The 20,479-nt window shown below is 67.5% G+C and carries 19 protein-coding genes; 10 read left to right on the top strand and 9 right to left on the bottom strand.

What is annotated here, in order from left to right; genetic code table 11:
- Positions 1-41: 41 nt before the first annotated feature.
- Entirely contained in the window at positions 42-2,195 is a 2,154-nt protein-coding gene (locus tag G6032_RS01595) for a M3 family metallopeptidase (protein ID WP_165280385.1), read from the bottom strand.
- Between the two features lie 122 nt (positions 2,196-2,317).
- On the opposite strand from G6032_RS01595, the gene G6032_RS01600 reads away from it, so the two are divergent.
- Both G6032_RS01600 and ppgK read left to right on the top strand, forming a co-directional pair.
- Positions 2,318-4,387 (top strand): ATP-dependent helicase, encoded by a 2,070-nt coding sequence (locus G6032_RS01600; RefSeq protein ID WP_165280386.1) that lies wholly within the window; start codon positions 2,318-2,320, stop codon positions 4,385-4,387.
- 10 nt (positions 4,388-4,397) lie between these two features.
- Complete coding sequence (ppgK, locus tag G6032_RS01605; RefSeq protein WP_165280387.1) at positions 4,398-5,153, top strand: polyphosphate--glucose phosphotransferase; 756 nt, start codon at positions 4,398-4,400, stop codon at positions 5,151-5,153.
- 14 nt (positions 5,154-5,167) lie between these two features.
- On the opposite strand, the gene G6032_RS01610 is transcribed toward ppgK, so the two are convergent.
- Entirely contained in the window at positions 5,168-5,395 is a 228-nt protein-coding gene (locus G6032_RS01610) for a ChaB family protein (RefSeq protein WP_165280388.1), read from the bottom strand.
- Between the two features lie 119 nt (positions 5,396-5,514).
- On the opposite strand from G6032_RS01610, the gene G6032_RS01615 reads away from it, so the two are divergent.
- Positions 5,515-6,342 carry an alpha/beta hydrolase gene (locus G6032_RS01615; protein WP_165280389.1) on the top strand — a complete coding sequence of 276 codons (828 nt, stop codon included), beginning with the start codon at positions 5,515-5,517 and terminating at the stop codon, positions 6,340-6,342.
- A gap of 24 nt (positions 6,343-6,366) precedes the next feature.
- On the opposite strand, the gene G6032_RS01620 is transcribed toward G6032_RS01615, so the two are convergent.
- The 3 genes from G6032_RS01620 to G6032_RS01630 all read right to left on the bottom strand — a co-directional run bounded on the left by G6032_RS01620 (position 6,367) and on the right by G6032_RS01630 (position 8,571).
- Positions 6,367-7,524, bottom strand: a complete 1,158-nt coding sequence (locus G6032_RS01620; RefSeq protein WP_165280390.1) for an acyl-CoA dehydrogenase family protein — start codon at positions 7,522-7,524, stop codon at positions 6,367-6,369.
- A 238-nt stretch (positions 7,525-7,762) separates the two neighbouring features.
- Positions 7,763-8,269: a transcription elongation factor GreB gene (gene greB / locus G6032_RS01625; protein WP_165280391.1), complete on the bottom strand. Its 507-nt coding sequence runs from the start codon at positions 8,267-8,269 to the stop codon at positions 7,763-7,765.
- Positions 8,266-8,571, bottom strand: coding sequence for a winged helix-turn-helix transcriptional regulator (locus G6032_RS01630; protein ID WP_165280392.1), 306 nt, complete (start codon positions 8,569-8,571; stop codon positions 8,266-8,268). Before G6032_RS01630 ends, greB begins: the two co-directional genes overlap by 4 nt.
- Before the next feature lie 74 nt (positions 8,572-8,645).
- Here G6032_RS01630 and G6032_RS01635 point away from each other — a divergent pair, with 74 nt between their 5' ends.
- Positions 8,646-10,142 (top strand): NADP-dependent isocitrate dehydrogenase, encoded by a 1,497-nt coding sequence (locus G6032_RS01635; RefSeq protein WP_165280393.1) that lies wholly within the window; start codon positions 8,646-8,648, stop codon positions 10,140-10,142.
- Positions 10,143-10,250: 108 nt separating this feature from the next.
- Entirely contained in the window at positions 10,251-11,303 is a 1,053-nt protein-coding gene (locus G6032_RS01640; protein ID WP_165280394.1) for an NAD(P)-dependent alcohol dehydrogenase, read from the top strand.
- Positions 11,304-11,405: 102 nt separating this feature from the next.
- Here G6032_RS01640 and G6032_RS01645 read toward each other — a convergent pair whose 3' ends face one another.
- Positions 11,406-13,094 carry an iron ABC transporter permease gene (locus tag G6032_RS01645; protein ID WP_165280395.1) on the bottom strand — a complete coding sequence of 563 codons (1,689 nt, stop codon included), beginning with the start codon at positions 13,092-13,094 and terminating at the stop codon, positions 11,406-11,408.
- Between the two features lie 16 nt (positions 13,095-13,110).
- Entirely contained in the window at positions 13,111-14,202 is a 1,092-nt protein-coding gene (locus G6032_RS01650; RefSeq protein WP_165280396.1) for a Fe(3+) ABC transporter substrate-binding protein, read from the bottom strand.
- A 116-nt stretch (positions 14,203-14,318) separates the two neighbouring features.
- On the opposite strand from G6032_RS01650, the gene lipA reads away from it, so the two are divergent.
- The gene (gene lipA, locus G6032_RS01655; protein ID WP_165280397.1) at positions 14,319-15,329 is read left to right on the top strand and encodes a lipoyl synthase; all 1,011 of its coding nucleotides are present in this window, start codon (positions 14,319-14,321) and stop codon (positions 15,327-15,329) included.
- A gap of 22 nt (positions 15,330-15,351) precedes the next feature.
- Positions 15,352-16,335, top strand: coding sequence for a protease SohB (gene sohB, locus G6032_RS01660; protein ID WP_165280398.1), 984 nt, complete (start codon positions 15,352-15,354; stop codon positions 16,333-16,335).
- Here sohB and G6032_RS01665 read toward each other — a convergent pair whose 3' ends face one another.
- Together G6032_RS01665 and G6032_RS01670 are read right to left on the bottom strand one after the other, a co-directional pair.
- On the bottom strand, positions 16,336-17,172 hold the full coding sequence (locus G6032_RS01665; protein ID WP_165280399.1) for an SDR family oxidoreductase: 837 nt from the start codon (positions 17,170-17,172) through the stop codon (positions 16,336-16,338).
- Positions 17,169-18,644: a CFI-box-CTERM domain-containing protein gene (locus G6032_RS01670; protein ID WP_165280400.1), complete on the bottom strand. Its 1,476-nt coding sequence runs from the start codon at positions 18,642-18,644 to the stop codon at positions 17,169-17,171. Before G6032_RS01670 ends, G6032_RS01665 begins: the two co-directional genes overlap by 4 nt.
- A 122-nt stretch (positions 18,645-18,766) precedes the next feature.
- Between G6032_RS01670 and G6032_RS01675 the strand changes: the two genes are divergently transcribed.
- Genes G6032_RS01675 through G6032_RS01685 form a run of 3 tightly spaced genes read left to right on the top strand, consistent with a single transcriptional unit; the run spans position 18,767 to position 20,479 of the window.
- On the top strand, positions 18,767-19,612 hold the full coding sequence (locus tag G6032_RS01675) for a CHAD domain-containing protein (RefSeq protein ID WP_165280401.1): 846 nt from the start codon (positions 18,767-18,769) through the stop codon (positions 19,610-19,612).
- A 34-nt stretch (positions 19,613-19,646) separates the two neighbouring features.
- Positions 19,647-20,318, top strand: coding sequence for a rhomboid family intramembrane serine protease (locus G6032_RS01680; RefSeq protein ID WP_165280402.1), 672 nt, complete (start codon positions 19,647-19,649; stop codon positions 20,316-20,318).
- 2 nt (positions 20,319-20,320) lie between these two features.
- Complete coding sequence (locus G6032_RS01685; protein WP_165280403.1) at positions 20,321-20,479, top strand: hypothetical protein; 159 nt, start codon at positions 20,321-20,323, stop codon at positions 20,477-20,479.

The raw sequence follows: 20,479 nt of genomic DNA on the forward strand, positions 1-20,479 counted from the left end.
TGACCGGGCGCTGCCGGAGAGCAGCGCCCGGTCGTTCCGGATTACTCGCCGCCGGTCAGACCCCGGCGCTCCAGCAAGTGACGAATCTCGGGATCACGCCCCGCGAAGTCGCGGTACAGTTCCATCGCGTCCTTGCTGCCGCCCCGCGACAGCAGGGTCGCGCGGAAATGCTCGCCGTTCTCGCGCTTCATGCCGCCGTTTTCCTTGAACCAGGCGACGGCGTCGGCATCCAGCACTTCGCTCCAGATGTAGGAGTAGTAGCCGGCCGAGTAACCGCCCATGATGTGGGAGAAGTAGGGGCTGCGATAACGCGGCGGCACCGGGGCGAAGTCCATGCCCGTTTCCGCCAGGACCTGCTGTTCGAAGGCCACGGTGTCGGTGGGGACATCGCCCGCGGCGCGCTGGTGCCAGGCCTGGTCGACCAGTGACGCGGCGACGTACTCGGTGCTCCGGTAGCCCTCGTTGAACTGCTGTGCCTCCAGCGCCTTCTCGAGCATCTCTGTCGGCAACGGTTCGCCGGTCTCGTAGTGGCGGGCGTAGTTCGCCAGGACTTCCGGCCAGTCAGCCCACATCTCGTAGACCTGCGAGGGAAACTCGACGAAGTCGCGCGGCACGCTGGTGCCCGCGAAGCGCGGGTAGCGGACGTCGGAGAACAGGCCGTGCACCGCGTGACCGAACTCGTGGAACATCGTGATGACCTCATCGAAGGTCATCAGGGTCGGTTCGCCCTCCGGCGGCTTCGGAATGTTCTGGTGGTTGCCGACGACGGCCTTGGTGCCCAGCAGGCCGGATTGCGGGACGTAGGCGTTCATCCAGGCGCCGCCGCGCTTCGAGTCACGGGCGTAGAAGTCGCCGATGAAGATGCCGAGCGGCGTGCCGTCTTCCTCGAAGACTTCCCAGGCCCGGGCGTCGGGGTGGTACATCGGCAGGTCCGGACGCGGCTTGAAGGTCAGCCCGAACACCTTGTTGGCGGCGTAGAACACGCCGTTGTTCAGCACGCTCTCGAGTTCGAAGTAGGCGCGCAATTCCGCCGGATCGAGGTCGTAGCGGGCCGCTTTGACCTGCTCGGCGTAGAAGTCCCAGTCCCAGGCCTGCAGCTCGAAACCGCCGCCCTGGGCATCGATCAGCGCCTGGAGATCGGCGGCTTCCTTGCGTGCGTTGGCGACTGCCGCCGGCGCGAGGCCGGCCAGCATCGCGTTGACCGCTGCCGGGGTGCCGGCCGTGGCGTTCTCCAGCACGAAAGCCGCGTGGCTGTCGTAGCCCAGCAGGGCCGCGCGTTCCGCGCGCAGCGCGGCCACGCGCGCCACCACCGGCCGGTTGTCATGCTCGTTGTCCCGGGCGCCGCGATTGACCGAAGCTTCATGGATGCGCTGGCGCAGGGCACGGTTGGTCAGCACCGCGAGAGGCGGCTGGCCGGAGGTGTTCTGCAGGGAGATCAGGTATTTCCCTTCATGGCCCCGGGCAGCGGCCGCTTCCGCGGCGGCGCGGATCTGCGCATCGGAGAAGCCGTCCAGCTCCTCGGCGGTGTCCACGATGACCGCGGAGTCCAGGGTCTCGCGCAGCACATTCTGGGCGAAGGCAGTGCCCAGCGAGGCCAGTTCGGCGTTCACGGCGCGCAGCTTGTCCTTGTCTTCCTCGGACAGGCGGGCGCCTGCGCGCACGAAGTCGATGTAGTAGCGCTCCAGCAGGCGCTTGGACTCGGGGTCCAGACCCAGTTCATCGCGCTTGGCATGCAGCGCCTCGACCCGCGCGAACAGCCGGGGGTTCAGGAAGATTGCATCGCGGTGCGCGGCGAGTTGCGGCGACACCGTCTTCTGCACTTCCTGCATGGCGGGGTTGGTGTGCGCGGAGTTCAGGTTGAAGAACACGCGCGACACGCGCGCCAGCACTTCGCCCGTGGTTTCCATGGCGACGATGGTGTTCTCGAAGGTGGGCGGCTCGGGATTATTCGCGATCGCCTCGATTTCGGCGAGTTCCTCCGCCATGCCGCGCTCGAAGGCCGGCAGGTAATGCTCGTCTTCGATCTTGTCGAAGGGCGGCACGGAATAGGGCAGCGGGCTCGGCGTGAAAAACGGGTTCGGTTCCGCCATGGCGACCGGTTCATCCGCGGCCGTTGCAGATTCCTGCGGCGTGCTGCAACCGGCGAGAGCGACGGTGGCGGCCAGCGCCAACGGGAGGGCGAAATGTCGGCTCATCAAGAAGTCTCCTGCAGATAGAGGTTCGGGCGCATGGTGCCCGCTGAAAAACGATCATTCTAACCGATGCGAGGCCGATGACGGACCGATGACGGCGCAGGCGCCTCTGATATAGTCCCGCCATGCTTCCCGCTCCGACCCTCGACGTCCTCAACGAGGCACAGCGCCGCGCCGTCACCTATGGTGTGCGGCGCAGCAAGGGCGACGGCCTGGACGCCGGACCGCTGCTCGTCGTCGCCGGAGCGGGCACCGGCAAGACCATGACCCTGGCGCACAGGGTGGGACACCTGGTGCTTTCCGGAGTTCCACCGGCCCGCATCCTGCTGTTGACCTTCAGCCGCCGGGCTGCACGGGAGATGACCCGCCGCGCGCGTCGGATCGTCGGCCAGGCGCTCGCCGACCAGGGACGCGGCGAGGCCATCCGCCTGCCGTGGGCGGGCACTTTCCACTCGATCGCCAACCGGCTGTTGCGGGAGTACGCGCCGAACCTGGGCCTCGACGCCGGTTTTTCCGTGCTCGACCGGAGCGATGCGGGGGATCTCATTGACGTCGCCCGCCAGGAGCTCGGGCTGGGTGGCAGCGACCGGCGCTTCCCGCGCAAGGACACGTGCCTGGCGATCTATTCGCGGTCGGTGAATGCGCGCGCGGCCCTGGACGAGTGTCTTGCGGACGGCTGGCCATGGTGTGCGGACTGGGCGGAGGAGTTGCGCAGCCTGTTTCGCCGCTACGTGGAGCTCAAGCAGGCCGGCGGCATGCTGGATTACGACGACCTGCTGCTGTGGTGGCACGGCCTGCTGGAGTCGCCCGCGCTTGCGGCTGCGGTCGGTGAGCGCTTCGACCATGTGCTGGTGGACGAATACCAGGACACGAACCTGCTGCAGGCCGAGATCCTCGCACGGCTGAAGCCCGACGGCCGCGGCCTCACGGTGGTCGGCGACGATGCGCAGAGCATCTACTCCTTCCGCGCGGCGGACGTCGAGAACATCCTTCGTTTTCCGACCCAGTTCACGCCCGGCGCCGAGGTCGTCACGCTGGCGGAAAACTACCGCTCCGTGCAGCCGGTACTGGCTGCCGCCAATGCCTTGATGGCGGGTGCCGAACGCCAGTTTCGCAAGAACCTGCGCTCCGCCAGGCCGTCGGGGCAACGGCCCTGCTATGTCACCGTGCAGGACGACGAGGGGCAGGCGCAGTACGTGATCGAGGGTGTGCTTGCAGCTCGCGAGGCGGGACAATTGCTGCGCCACCAGGCCGTGTTGTTTCGCGCCAGTCATCACAGTGACCGGCTGGAGCTGGAGCTTACGCGGCGTAACATTCCTTTCGTGAAATACGGGGGGCTGAAGTTTCTCGAGGCCGGCCATGTGAAAGACCTGCTGGCCGTGTTGCGCTGGGGCGATAATCCGCGCAACCGGATCGCCGCGTTCCGCTGCCTGCAGTTGTTGCCGGGCGTCGGCCCGGCCCTGGCGGCCAAGGCCTGGGGTTGGCTGGAGACGCACGATTATTTGCCGGCCGCGCTTGCCGACTGGCGCCCGCCGGCGGCCGCCGCGCCATATTGGGCGAGCCTCGTCGAGTTGCTGTGCACGATGGGCGGCGGCGGCGACTGGCGCCCGCAGGTCGGCCTGGCGCGCGACTGGTACCGGCCGCAGCTGGAGCGCATCTACGAGGAATGGCCGGTGCGGCTCGGCGATCTCGACGCCCTCGAGCAGATCGCCGCGAAATTCGCCACCCGGGAGCAGTTCCTGACCGAGTTGTCGCTCGATCCGCCGCAGGCGACGGGGGACCTGGCAGGCCCGCCACTGGTCGACGAGGATTACCTCGTGTTGTCCACCATCCATTCCGCCAAGGGACAGGAATGGGACTCGGTCTACGTGCTGAACGTGGCGGACGGCAATTTCCCCTCCGAGTTCGCCACCGGCAAGCCGGCCCTGATCGAGGAGGAGCGACGCCTGCTGTACGTGGCCATGACGCGCGCCAAGACGGCGCTGCACCTTGTCGCACCGCTCAAATACTGGGTGCCGCAACAGCCCCGGCACGGCGATCGGCACGTCTACGGGGCCCGCAGCCGTTTCATCGACGAGGCCATGATGGCGTGCATGGAGAAGCGCTTCCATGGCAATGCGGAAGCGCACGCGGCCGGTTCCGCGCGGCCCGCCGAGATCGTCGATCTCGGGGCGCGCATGAGGATGATGTGGTGAGGAACGAATCATGAGCGTGCTGGGAATCGATGTCGGCGGTTCGGGGATCAAGGCGGCGCCCGTGAATCTCGTCGAAGGGCGCCTCACGACCGAGCGTCACAAGCTGCTGACGCCGCAACCCGCGACCCCGGAAGCGATCGTTGCGTCGGTGGTGGCGCTGGCCGGCGAGTTCGACTCGCACGGCAGCGTGGGCGTCGCGGTGCCCGCCGTGGTCAAGCACGGCGTGGCGCACACCGCCGCCAACATCGATGCGGCCTGGATAGGATGCGACATCGGCCGCCTGCTGCACGAGGCGCTCGGCAGGCCCGTGGCCGTGCTCAACGATGCCGACGCGGCGGGTATCGCGGAGATGCGCTTCGGCGCCGGCAGGGGGCAACGCGGCACGGTCGTCATGCTGACGCTCGGCACGGGGATCGGCACAGCCGTGTTCGTGGACGGGATATTGGTGCCGAACACGGAGTTCGGCCACATGGACATCCGCGGCAAGGAAGCCGAGCATCGCGCGTCGGCGCAGCGGCGCAAGGACGACAACCTGTCGTGGGAGAAGTGGGCGACGAACGTCTCCGAGGTGCTGGTGGCGCTCGAGCGACTGCTGTGGCCGGATCTCTACATCATCGGCGGCGGCGTCAGCCGCAAGCACGAGAAGTTTCTCCCCTTGCTCGAGTGCCGCACGCCGGTCGTCACGGCCGAACTCGGCAACGACGCGGGCATCGTCGGGGCGGCGCTGGCGACGACCGAAGGGCACACCCCTGCCGGCGCCCGGTAAGGGCGGTGACCTCGTCAGTCCTTCTTCACCCAGCGATCGCCTTTTTTCTCATAGGATTTTTTCACCGTAGACCAGGCCACGCGGTGCGCCGTTTCCTCGCGGCTCGCATCTCCACGCCGGTCTTCCGGGTCGCTGTACTCGTCCCAGGCATTGTTGAAGGCATTGCGATAGATGGTCTGCGCCTTTTCGGGCAGGTTGTCGCGCACCGAGTCGGGCAGGTCCGCGTTGCGGTCGTAAGGCATGGTCTTTCTCCAGTTCAGCGATGGGGATCCAGAAAGAAGGGCTACCCTTCATTCTGGTCGAAAATCGCGGGACCATTGAGTCATCGCTGCCAGGAAGCCGGGCCGGCCCCCATGTGCGGATGAAGAGTTTCGCTCCGCTGTTGATTTTCGTCGTGCTGATCTATGCGGCGCTGGTCGCCTTTCTCTGGTTTCGGCAGGAGAGCCTGTTGTTCCTGCCGAACATGCCTTCACGGGAAATCGTCGCCACGCCCGCGGATATCGGGCTGCGCTACGAGGCCCTGCGCCTGCCGACTGCAGACGGCGAGGAGCTGGACGCCTGGTTCGTTCCGGCGCCCGGGGAGCGCGCCGTGCTGCTGTTCTTCCACGGCAACGCCGGCAATATTTCGCACCGCCTGGATTCCTTGCGAATCTTTCACGAGCTCGGGTTGTCGGTGCTGATTTTCGATTACCGCGGTTACGGGCGAAGCACGGGACGGCCGACGGAACCCGGTACTTATGAAGACGCGCGCGCGGCCTGGCGCCACCTGGTCGAGGATCGCGGCATTCCCGCGCAACGCATCGTCCTGTTCGGCCGCTCGCTGGGCGGCGCCGTGGCGACCTGGCTGGCGGCGAACGCCGCGCCGCGTGCGCTGATCGTGGAGTCGGCCTTCCGCTCGGTGCCCGACATGGCGGCCGAGATCTACTGGTTCCTGCCGGTGCGGCTGCTGGCGCGGCTGCACTACCCGGTGGAGGAACTGCTGCCGCGCGTTGCCGCGCCGGTGCTGGTGATTCACAGCCGCGACGACGAGATCATCCCCTTCGCCCATGGCGAGGCGCTGCACGCGGCGGCGGGGCCGCCGACGCGCCTGCTGGAGCTGCAGGGCGGTCACAACACCGGCTTTTTCCACAGCCGGGCGCGCTATGTGGCGGGCATCGACGCCTTCCTGCGGGAGGAACTCGGCCTGTGACGCGGCGGTTCGCCGGCCGCGCGCTTACCGCAGGCCGGTTTCCTGCCGTGCGATCACCATGCGCTGGATCTCGCTCGTGCCCTCGTAGATCTCCGTGATCTTGGCGTCGCGGAAATAGCGCTCGATCGGCATTTCCTTGCTGTAGCCCATGCCGCCGTGGATCTGCACCGCGGCGTGAGTGATGAACATCGCGGCCTCGGAGGCGAACAGCTTGGCGCAGGACGACTCCGTCGTGTTGCGCAGCCCGGCCGCGGCCGCGACCTTCTTGTTCCACGCGGCCTTGAGCGTCAGCAGGCGAGCGGCCTCGAGGCGCATCTTCATGTCGGCGATCTTGGCCTGGATCATCTGGAAACTGCCGATGGGCGAGCCGAAGGCATGGCGTTCGCGGGCGTACTGGACGCTGGCTTCATAGGCGGCGCGCGCGATGCCGACGGCCTGCGCGGCGATACCGATGCGGCCCGCGTCGAGGATGCTCATGGCGATTTTGAAGCCGTCGCCCTCGTTGGCGATCCGGTCCTCCACCGGGCAGCGATAGTCCGCCAACTCGATCTCGCAGGTGGCCGAGGCGCGGATGCCCAGCTTGGGCTCCGTCTTGCCGCAGGCGAAACCGTCCTTCTGCGTATCGATCATGAAGGCCGACACGCCCTTCGGGCCGGCGCCCGGGTCGGTCATGGCGAACAGCATGATGTACCGGGCCACCGGGCCCGAGGTGATCCAGGACTTCTTGCCGTTGATGACGTAGTGGTCGCCGTCCAGCACGGCACGCGTGCGCATGTTGGCTGCGTCGGAACCCGATTGCGGCTCGGTCAGGCCGTAGGCCGCGAACACCTCGCCCGAGGCCACGGGCGTGACGAACTTCTGTTTCTGTTCCTCGGTGCCGTACTGCAGGATGCCGTTGCAGTAGAGCGAGTTGTGCACGGAGATGACGGTCGAGTGCGCGGCATCGGCTGCGGCGATCTCCTCCATCATCAGCGCAAAGCCGATGGCGTCCAGCCCGGAACCGCCGTATTCCTCCGGCACCTCGACGCCCATGAAACCGAGCTCGCCGGCCTGGCGCAGCGTCTCCTCCGGGAACTTCCCGCTGATGTCGAACTCCGCCGCGATGGGCGCGATCTCGCGCTGGGCGAAGTCGCGGGCGGCTTCCTGGATCATGAGCTGTTCTTCGGTGAACGAGAAGTCCATGGCGGGTCTCCGGAACGGTCGCTAAACAAGCGTTCGATTCTACCTCACCGGGGAGACCGGGTAGGGCCGCGCACGGTTCCCCGCGCCCAAAATTGCGATGACGCTCGCTGCGTCCTGCCCGACCCGACGCGGCACCCCCGAATTCGTCGCTAGCGCAGTGGCGGGGACATGCCAGGGTCCCTGGAGCGGCATAAGAATTCCAAGCGAAAGGGACCCTGGCATGTCTCCGCCACGGCCGTCAGGATCGGTCGTCGTAGCTGACCTCGAGCAGCAGCCAGGTCCTGCGCCCGGTGGCGAGTTCGAGGGTGACCTCGTCCCCCGGCGACCGCTTCAGCAGCGCGCGGGCCAGCGGCGCATCCATGCTGATGTAGCCGGGCGCATGGTCGAACTCATCCGGGCCGACGATCCGGAAACGTGATTCGGCGCCGTTTTCATCTTCCAGCGTCACCCAGGCGCCGAAAAAAACCCGGCCGCCTGCTTCCGGGGTGCGATCGACGATTTTCAGGACGCCGAGGCGCCGCCGCAGGTGGCGGATGCGCCGGTCGAGTCCGCCGAGCTGCTTCTTGCGGTAGATGTATTCCGCGTTCTCGGAGCGATCGCCCTCGGCGGCGGCGTCGGCCAGCGCGCGCACCACCTCGGGACGCTCCACGCGCCACAGCCGGTCCAGTTCCTCGCGCAAACGTCCTGCGCCCTCCGGCGTGATATAGGGCGAAGCTGCGGGCTGGGGCGGGCGGTAGCGGCTCATTCCTGCGCCGGGGCGGTCACCGCGCGCAACAGCTCTCCTACGGTGCAATGGCGCTCGAGCGGATGTCGCAAAGGCACATCCAGGTTCAGTTCATAGTGATTGCGCCGCCCGAGGCGTTCCCGCCTGATCACCCCGCCCGATTCCAGCTCCGCCACGATGCGCTGCACGGCGCGCTCGGTGATGCCCACCTGTTGCGCCACTTCGCGTAACACCTGTTCGGGGTTTCGCGCGAGACACACCAGCACGTGGGTGTGGTTGCTGAGAAAGGTCCATCCGCCGGTATCGGACACGGGAGATTTCATTGCGCCCCCTTGCGTTCGGAACATCGTAAGACTTAGAATTCACGATATCAAGTGCGTATATACCAGGAGTGCCCATGTCTGCAGTACTTGCCCCGCTGATCAACAGCGCCGCGCCCGACACGCTTCCGGCACGCACCGTGGCCGTCGCCGCGGGCGATGGCATCGGACCCGAAATAACCTCCGCCGTGTTGCGTGTGCTCGCCGCCGCCGATCCTGCTCTCAGCTTCCACCATGTGACCGTCGGGCTCAAGGCCTATGCCGCCGGCGAGGCCTCGGGAATCGGCCAGGACGTCCTCGACGCGGTGGCGCGGCACGGTGCGATCCTCAAGGGCCCGATCACGACACCGCAGGGCGGCGGCTACAAGAGCGTCAACGTCACGCTGCGCAAGGTGCTGGGACTCTACGCAAACGTCCGCCCGAGCATTTCCTACCACCCTTTCATTACGGCCCTGCAACCCGGGATGGACGTCGTCGTCATCCGGGAAAACGAGGAGGACACCTACGCCGGGATCGAGCACAGGCAATCCGACGAGGTTTACCAGTGCCTCAAGCTCGTGTCCCGCCCCGGCTGCGAACGGATCTGTCGTTACGCCTTCGAGTACGCCCGGGCGCACGGCCGGCGAAAGGTCACGTGCATGACCAAGTCCAACATCATGAAGCTGACGGACGGCCTGTTCCAGCGGGTATTCGAAGAAACCGCCCGGGACTATCCGGAGCTCGTCGCAGAACACATGATCATCGACATCGGCACGGCGCGCATGGCGAGTCGCCCCGCAGAATTCGACGTGGTGGTCACGCTCAATCTCTACGGTGACATCCTCTCCGATGTGGCCGCGGAAGTATCCGGCTCCATCGGCCTGGCGGGCTCGGCCAATATCGGCCGGGAATGCGCCATGTTCGAGGCGGTGCATGGCTCCGCGCCGGACATCGCCGGCCGGGATATCGCCAATCCCTCCGGCATGCTGCAGGCCGCGGTCATGATGCTGCAGCATCTCGGTCGCGAGCGGCCTGCGGCATTGATCCGGAATGCCTGGCTGCGCACGCTCGAGGAGGGCATTCTCACGGCCGACGCGTATCGCCCCGGCCCGGGACGCCGCCAGGTCGGGACGCAGGAGTTCGCGGATGCCGTGATCGAACGGCTCGGCCAGGTGCCGCGGCGGCTGGCGCCGGTGGCCGAAGGGCAGGCCGTTCCCGAGGTGCGGCTGCAGCCGCCCGGCAGCGCCACGCCGAGGTCGTCGAAGCGCCTCGTGGGCGTGGACGTATTTCTCGACTGGGACGAAGCGGGCCGCGATCCGGGCGTGCTCGGCCGGCGTCTCGAGGCGCTGGCCGGGCCGGATTTCACGCTGGCCGTGGTGACCAACCGGGGCGTGAAAGTCTACCCGGGCGGCAACGCCCGGACGCTCTGCACCGATCACTGGCGCTGCCGTTTCCAGGCGCAGGAAGCTGCCGGACCGACCACCATTGCTGCGCTGTTGCTGCGACTGGCGGAGGCCGGGCTCGACGCGGTGAAGACGGAGAACCTGTACGAGTTCGACGGGCAGGCGGGCTACTCCCAGGCCCAGGGCGCTTAGCGCGGCAACCGGCCGCCCCTCACCGGTCTTTGGCCGGCCGGGGATGGCGGCTCGCGTCCGGGTCGCCGTGCCATAATGCCGGCAGACCCTTAACTCAGGACTGCCGCCATGCCCCAAGTCAAAGCCTATGCCGCCGAGTCTCCGGAGTCCGGAGTGGCGCCTTTCCCGATCGAGCGCCGGGCGCCGCGGCCGGACGACGTGGTGATCGAGATCGACTATTGCGGGGTCTGCCACAGCGACCTGCACACCGCCTACAACGACTGGGGTATCACCACCTATCCGATCGTGCCCGGCCACGAGATCGTGGGCACCGTGCAGGCCGTGGGCGACGCGGTCACCGCGTTCAAGCCGGGCGACCGGGTCGGGGTGGGCTGCCTGGTCGATTCCTGCCGCAGCTGCGGCTCCTGCGACGACGGCCTCGAGCAGTACTGCGAGCAGGGCTGGACCGGCACCTACAACGGGGTCGATCGCCATGACGGCACGCCGACTTTCGGGGGCTACTCCGAGCAGGTCGTGGTCAGCGACCGCTTCGTCCTGCGCATGCCGGAGGGACTCGACCCGGCGGCGGCCGCGCCGCTGCTGTGTGCGGGCATCACCACCTGGTCACCGCTGAAGCACTTCGGCGTCGGCAAGGGACATCGCGTCGGCGTGGTCGGCATGGGCGGGCTGGGCCACATGGGCGTCAAGTTCGCGCGCGCGCTCGGCGCCGAGGTCACCGTGTTCACGCGCTCGGCCTCGAAGGTCGAGGAGGCCAAAAGCCAGGGCGCGCACCACGTGATCATCTCCAGCGACCCGGCGCAGATGGAAGCCGCCGCCGCCAGCTTCGACTTCATCCTCGATACCGTGCCCGTGGAGCACGACCTGAATCCTTACGTCAACGCGCTGAAGCGCGACGGCACGCTCATCATCGTGGGCCTGCTGGGACCCGTCGAGCCGGCGCTGCACACTTTCCCGGTCGTGCTGGGGCGCCGCCGGATCGCCGGCTCCCTCATCGGCGGGCTGCCGGAGACGCAGGAGATGCTGGATTTCTGCGGCGAACACGGCATCACCTGCGATATCGAGATGCTGGACATCAAGAATATCAACCAGGCTTACGAGCGCATGCAGCGCAGCGACGTGCGGTACCGCTTCGTGATCGACATGGAGACGCTCCGGGCCTGAAAACCGGCTATCGGCACCAAGCTCGCTACGACCTCGTGTCCGCGGCAGGCGAAGGCGGCAGGCGTAGCTGTCAGCGGCAGGCGAAGGCGGCGGCCGAGGCTGTCAGCGGGCCGCGGCCGGCGCCATCATGTGCGCCGTCTCGCTGCGCTGGCGGCGCGCACCCGGGCGCGACACCTGGCGTGCCAGCAGGATCACCGGGATGAGGCCGGCGACCACGATCGCGAGTGATGCGGTCGAGGCTTCCGCGAGCCGCTCGTCCGAGGCGAGCTTGTAGGCCTGTACCGCGAGCGTGTCGAAATCGAAGGGTCGCAGGATCAGGGTCGCCGGCAGCTCCTTCATCACGTCGACGAAGACGATCAGGCCGGCCGTCAGCAGGTTGGCGCGCAGGATCGGGAGATGCACGCGCCGGAGCGTGCGCCCGGGACCCTCGCCGAGCGCATGGGCCGCGTCGTCCATCGCAGGCGTGATGCGGGCAAGGCCGGCGTCGACGCTCTGCAGCGACACCGCAAGAAAGCGCGCGACGTAGGCAAACACGAGGCCGAGAATGCCGCCGGTCAGGATCAGCCCCGATTCGACGCCGAACCATGCCGAGAGCCAGCCCCGCAAGCCATGATCCGCCAGGGTGAGCGGGATGAGCACCCCCACCGCGATCACCGAGCCGGGTATGGCGTAACCGAGTCCGGCAATCCGGTGCACGAGCCGCATTCCCGCCCCCGGGCGCAGGCGCAGCCCGTAGCCCACGATCACGGCGGCGACAACCGCGACCACCGCACTCACCGCCGCCAGGCTGACGCTGTTCCACAGGAGCCCGAGATAGCGCGCGCCGAACTGCATGTCGCCCCCGACCCAGGCCAGCCAGGCGAGACGACCCGCCGGCAACAGGAAACCGAAGGTCAGCGGCACGAGGCAGACGGCCAGCGCCAGCGCCGCACGTCCGCCGCGGAGTTCATAGGGTTTGCGTTCGGCGGCCGGCGCACCGACCTGGTGGAAGCGCATCCCGCCGCGATTGATGCGCTCCAGTGCGACCAGGGTGAAGACGAAAGCCAGCAGCACGGCCGAGAGCTTGGCGGCGGAGACCGGGTCGCCGAGGGAGAACCACGCGCGATAGATGCCGGTCGTGAACACGGGGATGCCGAAATAGGCGACGGTGCCGAAATCGGCCAGTGTCTCCATGAGCGCCAGCAGCACGCCCGCGACCAGCGCCGGACGCGCCATCGGCAGCGCGACTTTCCAGAACGCACCCCAGGGACCGTGACCGAGCGTCCGGGCGGCCTCGAGCACGCCGCTGGACTGTTGCACGAAGGCCGCCCGCCCGAGCAGGTAGACGTAGGGATAGAGCACCAGCGAGAGCATCGCGATGGCGCCGCCCAGCGAGCGGATGGGCGGAAACCAGAAATCGCGGGCCGACCACCCGGTCAGGTCGCGGATGAATGTCTGGACGGGCCCGGAGACCTGGAGCAGGTCGGTATACGTGTACGCGATGACATAAGCGGGAAAGGCGAGGGGCAGGACCAGGGCCCATTCGAGGATGCGGCGCCCGGGGAAGCGGCACACGGCCACCAGCCAGGCAGTGGACAACCCGAGCACCAGTACGCCGATTCCCGTGCCGACGACCAGCAGCAGGGTGGTGAGGACGTAATCGGGCAACAGCACCTGGGCGATGTGACGCCAAGCCCCCTCGTCCGGGAGAAAGACGTGCAGGACCACCGTGATGACCGGCAAGGCCACCACCGCCGCCACGAGCACCGCGGCGGCGGGTAGCGAGAACAGCCTCCCCGCCGCGCGCATCATTCCTCTGGTCGTCGGCTTACTTCCAGCCGGCCCGGTCGAGCGCCTTCTGCGCCTCGGCCTGGTGGATGCCATAGAGCGAGGCATCCACGGGGTCCGCCTTGAACGTGCCCATCGATTCCAGGGCCGGGTTGTCGAGCGCGGCGCCCGGGACGACCGGATATTCGTTGTTGCCCCTGGCGAACAGCGTCTGGGCTTCGCTCGAGGCGAGGAATTCGAGGAAGGCGACCGCTTCTTCTGCGTTGTCGGCTTTGGCCACCACGCCCGCGCCGGAGATGTTCACATGCGTGCCGCGCCCGTCCTGGTTGGGGAACACCCAGCCCAGGCGTTCGACCACCGCGCGGTCGTTCGGGTCGTCGGACTTCATCAGGCGGGCGAAATAGTAGGTGTTGGCGACGGCGATGCCGCACTCGCCGGCAGCGACGGCGCGGATCTGGTCGGTATCGCCACCCTGCGGGTCGCGCGCGAAATTGGCGACCACGCCCCGCGCCCAGGCTTCGGCCTCTTCCAGTCCGTGCGCTTCGATCATCGAGGCCATCAGTGAAAGGTTGTAGATGTTGCCGCCCGTACGGATGCAGATTTCGCCGGCCCAACGGGGGTCGGCCAGGTCCTCGTAACGCGTGATCGCGCCGGCCTCGATCCGCTCGGCGTCATAGAAAATGATCCTCGCGCGCGAGGAAAAGCCGAACCAGAGGCCGTCGGGGTGACGCAACTGCGCGGGTATCCGTTCCGTGAGCACCGCCGATTCCACGGGCTGGAAGAGGCCGGCCTGCTCGGCGCGCCACAGGCGCCCCGCGTCCACCGTGAACAGGAGGTCCGCCGGCGTGGCCTCGCCTTCCTGCAGGATGCGCTGGATCAGGGCGTCGTCCGTGCCTTCGATCCGTCGCACTTCGATTCCCGTGGCGTCCGTGAACGCCTGGTAGAGCTGCTCGTCGCTCTGGTAGTGGCGGGCCGAATAGATGTTGATGACCTGTGACTCCGCCTCGGTGGCGGCCGCGGCATTCTCCTCAGTCCCCGGGTCGGGCGAGCGGCCGCAGGCTGCGAGGAGCGCAAGCGATGCCAGGGTGAAGGCGAATCGTGCGGGGGTGAGCTTAGGTCGGGTGGGCAGCATGGTGAATTCCGGTGTTGGCGTAGACAGGAGGACCAATTTAATGCGAATCGTTCGCATTATCAAGGTCCCGGCTTTCGCAGGTTACGGCGCTATGGGGGACATGAGAGAATTACTCGATGGACACGAATTTCAAGGGCATCCCGATCATGCAGCCGCCCCCGGTGAAGAGCGGCGCCAAGTTTCGTCACCAACAGGGTGTGGCGGCGATCAAGAACGGCGTGAAGCAGAACGACCGCGCGGTTGCGGCGCCGCTGGGCCGCAAGCCGCCGTGGTTGCGCGCCAAGATGCCGAGCGGCGAAGGATACTCCCGGGTCCGGCAGAACGTACGCGAGCATCGCCTGGCGACGGTGTGCGAGGAATCGATCTGCCCCAATATCGGCGAGTGCTGGAACAACGGCACCGCGACGCTGATGATCATGGGCGCCGTGTGCACCCGCGCCTGCCAGTTCTGCGCCGTGGACACCGGTAATCCGCGCGGCTGGCTGGATGCGGAGGAACCGGCCAACGCGGCGCGCTCGGTCCAGTTGATGGGCTTGCGTTACGTGGTCATCACCAGCGTCGATCGCGACGACCTGCCGGATGGCGGCGCCGCGCATTACGCGGCCTGCGTGCGCGCCATCAAGGCGCTGAATCCGGACACCGCGGTCGAGGCGCTGACGCCGGATTTCTGCGGCGACCTGCGCGCCATCGAGGCGGTGGTCGAGTCCGGGCTGGAGGTCTATGCGCAGAACCTGGAGACGGTGCGGCGCCTGACTCACCCGGTGCGCGACCCGCGGGCGGGCTACGAACAGACGCTCGACGTGCTGGAACATGCCAAGCGCCATCGTCCCGAAGTGCTCACGAAGACGAGCCTGATGGTGGGGCTCGGCGAGACCGACGAGGAGATACGCGAGACGCTGGCCGAACTGCGCGCCCGGCAAGTCGACATCGTCACCTTCGGCCAGTACCTGCGCCCGACGCCCAATCACCTGCCCGTCGAGCGTTACGTCACGCCCGAAGAATTCGCCGAATACCGGCGGATCGGGCTGGAGATGGGTTTTCTCGAGGTCGTGTCCGGCCCGCTGGTCCGTTCCAGCTATCGCGCCGACCGCGTTTTCGAACACAACAACGTCGGTCTGGGAACATGATTCGTCCGCACGGCTGCCGCTCATGATCGACGTCCTGCTCGATTACGTCCTGTTTCTCACCAAGACCCTGACGCTCGTTGCCGCGGTGACGTTCGTGGCGGGCGCCCTGGTCAATCTTTCGCGCCGGAACCGGGAAACCGAGGAGCTCAGGGTCACCAGCCTGAATTCGCGCCTGCGCCGCGCAGCGGACAGCCTGCGCGGCAAGCTGTTGCCCAAGGCCGGGCGCAAGCAGCTGGCGAAGCAGCGTCGCCGCGAAGAAAAGGCCGCGCGGGAAGAACGCCGCAAGCGGGTGTTCGTGATCGACTTTCATGGCGACATGCGCGCCACCGCGACCGCATCCCTGCGCGAGGAGGTCAGCGCCGTGCTGGCGGTGGCCGAGAAGGGCGACGAGGTGCTGGTGCGCCTGGAGAACGCCGGCGGGCTGGTGCACGATCACGGCCTGGCCGCATCCCAGCTGGTACGCATTCGCGAGCGGGAGATTCCGTTGACGGTGGCGGTCGACAAGGTGGCCGCGAGCGGCGGATATCTCATGGCCTGCGTGGCCGACCGGATCGTCGCCGCGCCGTTTGCCATCGTCGGCTCGATCGGCGTACTGGCGCAGATCCCGAATATCCGTCGCCTCCTCGACGATCGCGGCGTCACCGTCGAGCAGGTCAAGGCAGGGCGCTACAAGCGCACCGTCAGCATGGTCGGCGAAGTCACCGAAGAGGATCGCGAGAAGCTGCGCGAAGAACTCGAGGACGTCCACACGCTGTTCCAGGAAATGGTCGCCAGGTACCGACCGGACCTCGACATGGAGCGGGTCGCCACCGGAGAGCACTGGTACGGCAGCCGGGCGCTCGAGCTGGGGCTGGTCGATGAGCTCAGCACCAGCGACGACTGGCTGGCCCGGCTCATCGACGACGCCGATGCGTGGAAGGTGGAATGGCGCCGGCCCCGGCGCTTCATGGAAAAGCTCTCCGGCGCGATGGAAGAGAGCCGCCTCGGCGCATTCTTCGGCCGCTAGCTAGCCCCAGACCTTGGACGAGATCAGCTTGTCCCGCAGCAGGTCGGGCAGCCGGCCGAGCAGGGCGATCGACTTCGCGTCCTTGCCGACCAGGTAGCGGTTCTTCGGCCGCGGCGTTTCGAGCGCATCGATGACGACCCCGGCCACATCCTCGGGCGGCAGGCCGCCCGGCCTGGCATTGAGCTTTTCCAGCAGCTTCACCAGAGGGGCGTAGATCTCCAGCAGCCGGGCCGTGTGCGGATCTTCCGGACGTTCGGCATCCCGTTGCGCGCCTTTTTGCCAGATCGGCGTCTTGATGCCGCCCGGCTCGATCACGACGACCTTCACGCCGAAGGGCTGCAGCTCGATGCGCAACGAGTCCGTGATGGCTTCCACGGCATGCTTCGACCCGGCATAGACGCTCACGCCGGGCATGGCGACCAGCCCGGAAATCGAGCCGATGTTGATGATTCGTCCCTCGGCAGCGCGCAGCAGGGGCAGGCACGCGCGGGTCACCGACAGCAAACCGGTCACGTTGACGGCAAAGGTCCGCGCGATCTCGTCGTTGCTCATCAACTCGAGCGGACCCCCCAGGTAAATGCCGGCGTTGTTGATGAGCCCGTGGAGTTCCCCGCCCGTGGCTTCGTTCAAATGCGCCGCGGCGGCGTCTACGGTGTCCTGCTCGGCAACGTCCAGCAGCAACGGCACCACCGTCCCATCGGCTTCCTTGACCAGTGAGTCGCCATCGGCTTCCTTGCGCACGCCGGCGAACACCTGCCAGCCCTTGGCGGCCAGCATCAGCGCGGTGCTTCTACCGAGTCCCGACGACGTGCCGGTGATGAGAACGTTTTTCTTCATGGGGAATTCCTTCGGCGGCTCCGTGCGCGCAGATTCATCAGCAGCAGGAACATACCAAGCGTCCCGAGGCTCGCGGCGACGGGTCGTTCGATGGCGAAGACCACGGGCGCCAGGCCCGCACGGGTGAGTGCGCGCAGGCTGTCGTGGCGGCTGATGACTGCGGCGATCGGGGGCGAGTGGCGGTAGTAGAAAGCGACGAACTCGCGTCCCGCGGCGTGCGGCATCAGGACGTCGTCGCGGAACTGCCGCAGGCTGCCGACATGCGGATCCATCCAGCTGCCCCAGGCGGCGGTCGCGATGAAGCATTCGCAGAAACCCTGGCACGATTCGCTGGGTTCGCCGTCGTCCTCGCGCACCGTGATCGTCACGCTGCGCGACTCGGGGTCGAGTCCGGCGAGCGGCGAGGGGTCCGCCAGCGCGACGGCGAAACGCCGACGGTCCGTGCGCACCTCTTCATCGTCGATCAGCTGGACCTGGAAAGTCTGGCGCGTCTCGCCCGGGGCGAAAACCAGCCGGCCCGTGGCGGCGACGAAGTCGACGTCGGCCACCGCTGCGCCGTCGTCGGCCAGTTCGACCGTGACCCAGCTGACGGCCGCTTCGCCGCTGCTGCCGCGATTGCGGTCCACGGTGAAGCCAATGCTGCCGTCGCTTTCACCGACCTCGAGCGCGTCCGCGAACAGAGAGAACTCGCCGGCATGGGTGTCGCCCGGCGGCTCGATCACGACCAGTGGCCCGCGGCCGTCGAATGCCGCGCTGTCCTCGGGCGTCGGGCTGGCAAGCAGCAGGCTGAGCGTGCGCGGTGGCCGCGCCGCAATGCTGGAGAGCGTGGCGAGCGTCGCCTCGCGCAGGGTCTCACCGGCGGGAAATTCGATGTCGAGCGTCAAGTCGCTGTAATCGATGCCGACGGCCGCGGTATCGGGAACGCCCAGCAGGGTGGCCGACACGGCGGTATCCGGGAGTCCGCTGCGGGTCACTTCGATGGGCAGCTCATTGCCCTCCGTCACACGGCGCACCGCGTCGCCCGGAATGGCCAGCAACGCATCGGCGGACTCGTCGTCCTCGATCTGCAGCAACTGGCTGCTGCCCCGGCCTAGTGTCGCGCCGGCAGGGTTCGCCAGGGTGAACACCGCATAGCGGGTACCGTCCGCGGCGTCGTTCTGCAGTGCATCGATTTCGGCATGACCGGAGAACTCGCCATCGGCGATCCGGACGACTCCGAGGGGCAGTTCGACGGTGAAATCCTCGCCGAGCCGGGCCGTGCCGCCGAGGCTGACGTTCAGCACGACCGTGACGTCGCCGGTCGCGCTGCCGCTGCGGATCACCGTGACCTGTCCGGTTTCACCTTCGACGAGGTTCAGCCGGGGCTCGAGGAACTGCAACACGCCGTCCGCCATGGCAGGCGAGGTCCACAGGGCCAGGGCTGTTGCGGCCAGCAGTGCCGGGCCCGCCACCGATCTGCCAAGTCCCCGCATCGTTCAGTTCTCCCGGGTCGAATATCCTGTATTTGTACATCATGGGACGGTCGCGGCGCGACCGCAAATAAAGCGGTCGCGCGTGCTAAAGTCGGCGTCCCCAGGCATGCACTGGAGCAGGAATGAGCACCGAAAGGTCGTCCCGGGCCGGCTTTCTGACGCCGGTTGCAGACGAGGCCCCGACACCCGAAGGCATCGGGGCGACGATCTCCGCCAGGCTCGCGGCATGCGTGTCGCGCCTGGAGGATCCGGCGTTGCCGGGTGGGCGGGTGGTGCACGAGGTGCGCAAGGAACTGAAGCGGGTGCGGGCCCTGCTGCGGCTCAGCAGCGATGCCTTGCCGACGCGTCACCTGGAAAAGCGCTGTGCCGAGGCTGCCCGCCGGCTGGCGCATCTGCGCGATGCGGATGCCATGGCCGAGACACTCCTGCGGCTGCGTTCCAGAGCGGACGCGCGCCATCTCGAGGCGCTGGATGCGCTGTCCGAAGCGCTGGCGGAGGATCGCCGGGCGAATGCCGCCGCCGGACTGCCGCGGCCGCTGGCGGAGGGCGTGGTGGATACCCTCCGCGTGATCCGCGCGGACGTCGACGGGCTGGATTTCGCGCTCATGGACGAGGGGACGATCGGTGCCGGTCTCGCAGACGCCTGGGCGAAAACCGCCCGGGCATTCCGGCGCGTCCTGGAGCACCCGGTATTGCCGCGCTTCCATGATTTCCGCAAGGTCGTGAAGCGCGAGCTCTACCAGAGGGAGCTTTGCGGGATGCCGCTCGACAAGCAGGAGCGCGCCATGCTGAAGAAGCTCGCCGACGTGCTGGGCGAGTTGCAGGATCTCGACGTGCTGCGGGCGAAGCTTCGTGCGATCGATGCGTGGCAGGGTCCGGTGCGCCAGCTCGTCAAGCAGACGATCCGTGAACTCAAGGCGCGTGCATTGCGCCTCGGCCTCGCCAGGTATCCGGAAGGCCTGTCCTGAGAGGCCGGCCCGTTCAACCGGGTTCCCGGCGTCCATGATTCCGTTGCGGGCCGAGCACCGGGTCGCGTCCACGCCGCTCGTGACCTGGGCCCTCCTGGCGGCCATCGCCGTGGTGTTCCTCTGGCAGGTGTCGCTCGACGAGGCCGGCTTCAACCGCGCCATCTTTACCTTCGGCGTGATTCCGGCCGTGTTGCTCGGCCACCTGGCGATGCCGCAGGACATCGCCGTCGTCCCGCCCGCGGCGACCGTGATCACCTCCATGTTCCTCCATGGCGGCTGGCTCCACCTCGCGGGTAACATGCTCTACCTTTGGGTATTCGGACCCAGCATCGAGGACCGCATGGGACGCGCCAGGTACGGGTGCTTCTACCTGGCCTGCGGCGTGGTGGCGGCACTGGCCCAGGCCTTGCCGGCACCCGAGACGCTGGCACCGATGATCGGTGCTTCCGGGGCGATCTCGGGCGTGCTCGGTGCCTATCTCTTGCTGTTCCCGCGCACACAGGTGCGCGTACTGGTGCCGTTGGGCTTTATGCTGACGGTGGTGAGGTTGCCGGCGCTTTGGGTGCTCGGGCTGTGGTTCGCGATCCAGCTGCTGTCATCGCTGTGGGCGCCCGACGGCGAGGGCGGCGTGGCGTTCCGGGCGCACCTCGGGGGCTTTGTCGCGGGGCTGGCGGCGGCGCCGTTGTTCCTGGCACGGAGAAGATGAACTTGAACGAATGGTTGTCGCTGATGATCGACGAGATCCGCCGCAAGCAGAGCGAGCGGGAGCAAGCCGAGCGCGAACGCGAAAGGCGCGCCGCCGCGGACCTCTCGCCACCGCCTGAAGGCGGCGGCGCCGGCCGGAACGAACCGCCGGGGCAGAACTGA

The organism is Wenzhouxiangella sp. XN24 (genome assembly GCF_011064545.1).
Taxonomy (GTDB): domain Bacteria; phylum Pseudomonadota; class Gammaproteobacteria; order Steroidobacterales; family XN24; genus XN24.

Excerpts from the sequence above, each read along its gene's own strand:
- G6032_RS01595 (WP_165280385.1), bottom strand. The coding sequence starts at position 2,195 with ATGAGCCGACATTTCGCCCTCCCGTTGGCGCTGGCCGCCACCGTCGCT.
- G6032_RS01600 (WP_165280386.1), top strand. The coding sequence starts at position 2,318 with ATGCTTCCCGCTCCGACCCTCGACGTCCTCAACGAGGCACAGCGCCGC.
- ppgK (WP_165280387.1), top strand. The coding sequence starts at position 4,398 with ATGAGCGTGCTGGGAATCGATGTCGGCGGTTCGGGGATCAAGGCGGCG.
- G6032_RS01610 (WP_165280388.1), bottom strand. The coding sequence starts at position 5,395 with ATGCCTTACGACCGCAACGCGGACCTGCCCGACTCGGTGCGCGACAAC.
- G6032_RS01615 (WP_165280389.1), top strand. The coding sequence starts at position 5,515 with ATGAAGAGTTTCGCTCCGCTGTTGATTTTCGTCGTGCTGATCTATGCG.
- G6032_RS01620 (WP_165280390.1), bottom strand. The coding sequence starts at position 7,524 with ATGGACTTCTCGTTCACCGAAGAACAGCTCATGATCCAGGAAGCCGCC.
- greB (WP_165280391.1), bottom strand. The coding sequence starts at position 8,269 with ATGAGCCGCTACCGCCCGCCCCAGCCCGCAGCTTCGCCCTATATCACG.
- G6032_RS01630 (WP_165280392.1), bottom strand. The coding sequence starts at position 8,571 with ATGAAATCTCCCGTGTCCGATACCGGCGGATGGACCTTTCTCAGCAAC.
- G6032_RS01635 (WP_165280393.1), top strand. The coding sequence starts at position 8,646 with ATGTCTGCAGTACTTGCCCCGCTGATCAACAGCGCCGCGCCCGACACG.
- G6032_RS01640 (WP_165280394.1), top strand. The coding sequence starts at position 10,251 with ATGCCCCAAGTCAAAGCCTATGCCGCCGAGTCTCCGGAGTCCGGAGTG.
- G6032_RS01645 (WP_165280395.1), bottom strand. The coding sequence starts at position 13,094 with ATGATGCGCGCGGCGGGGAGGCTGTTCTCGCTACCCGCCGCCGCGGTG.
- G6032_RS01650 (WP_165280396.1), bottom strand. The coding sequence starts at position 14,202 with ATGCTGCCCACCCGACCTAAGCTCACCCCCGCACGATTCGCCTTCACC.
- lipA (WP_165280397.1), top strand. The coding sequence starts at position 14,319 with ATGGACACGAATTTCAAGGGCATCCCGATCATGCAGCCGCCCCCGGTG.
- sohB (WP_165280398.1), top strand. The coding sequence starts at position 15,352 with ATGATCGACGTCCTGCTCGATTACGTCCTGTTTCTCACCAAGACCCTG.
- G6032_RS01665 (WP_165280399.1), bottom strand. The coding sequence starts at position 17,172 with ATGAAGAAAAACGTTCTCATCACCGGCACGTCGTCGGGACTCGGTAGA.
- G6032_RS01670 (WP_165280400.1), bottom strand. The coding sequence starts at position 18,644 with ATGCGGGGACTTGGCAGATCGGTGGCGGGCCCGGCACTGCTGGCCGCA.
- G6032_RS01675 (WP_165280401.1), top strand. The coding sequence starts at position 18,767 with ATGAGCACCGAAAGGTCGTCCCGGGCCGGCTTTCTGACGCCGGTTGCA.
- G6032_RS01680 (WP_165280402.1), top strand. The coding sequence starts at position 19,647 with ATGATTCCGTTGCGGGCCGAGCACCGGGTCGCGTCCACGCCGCTCGTG.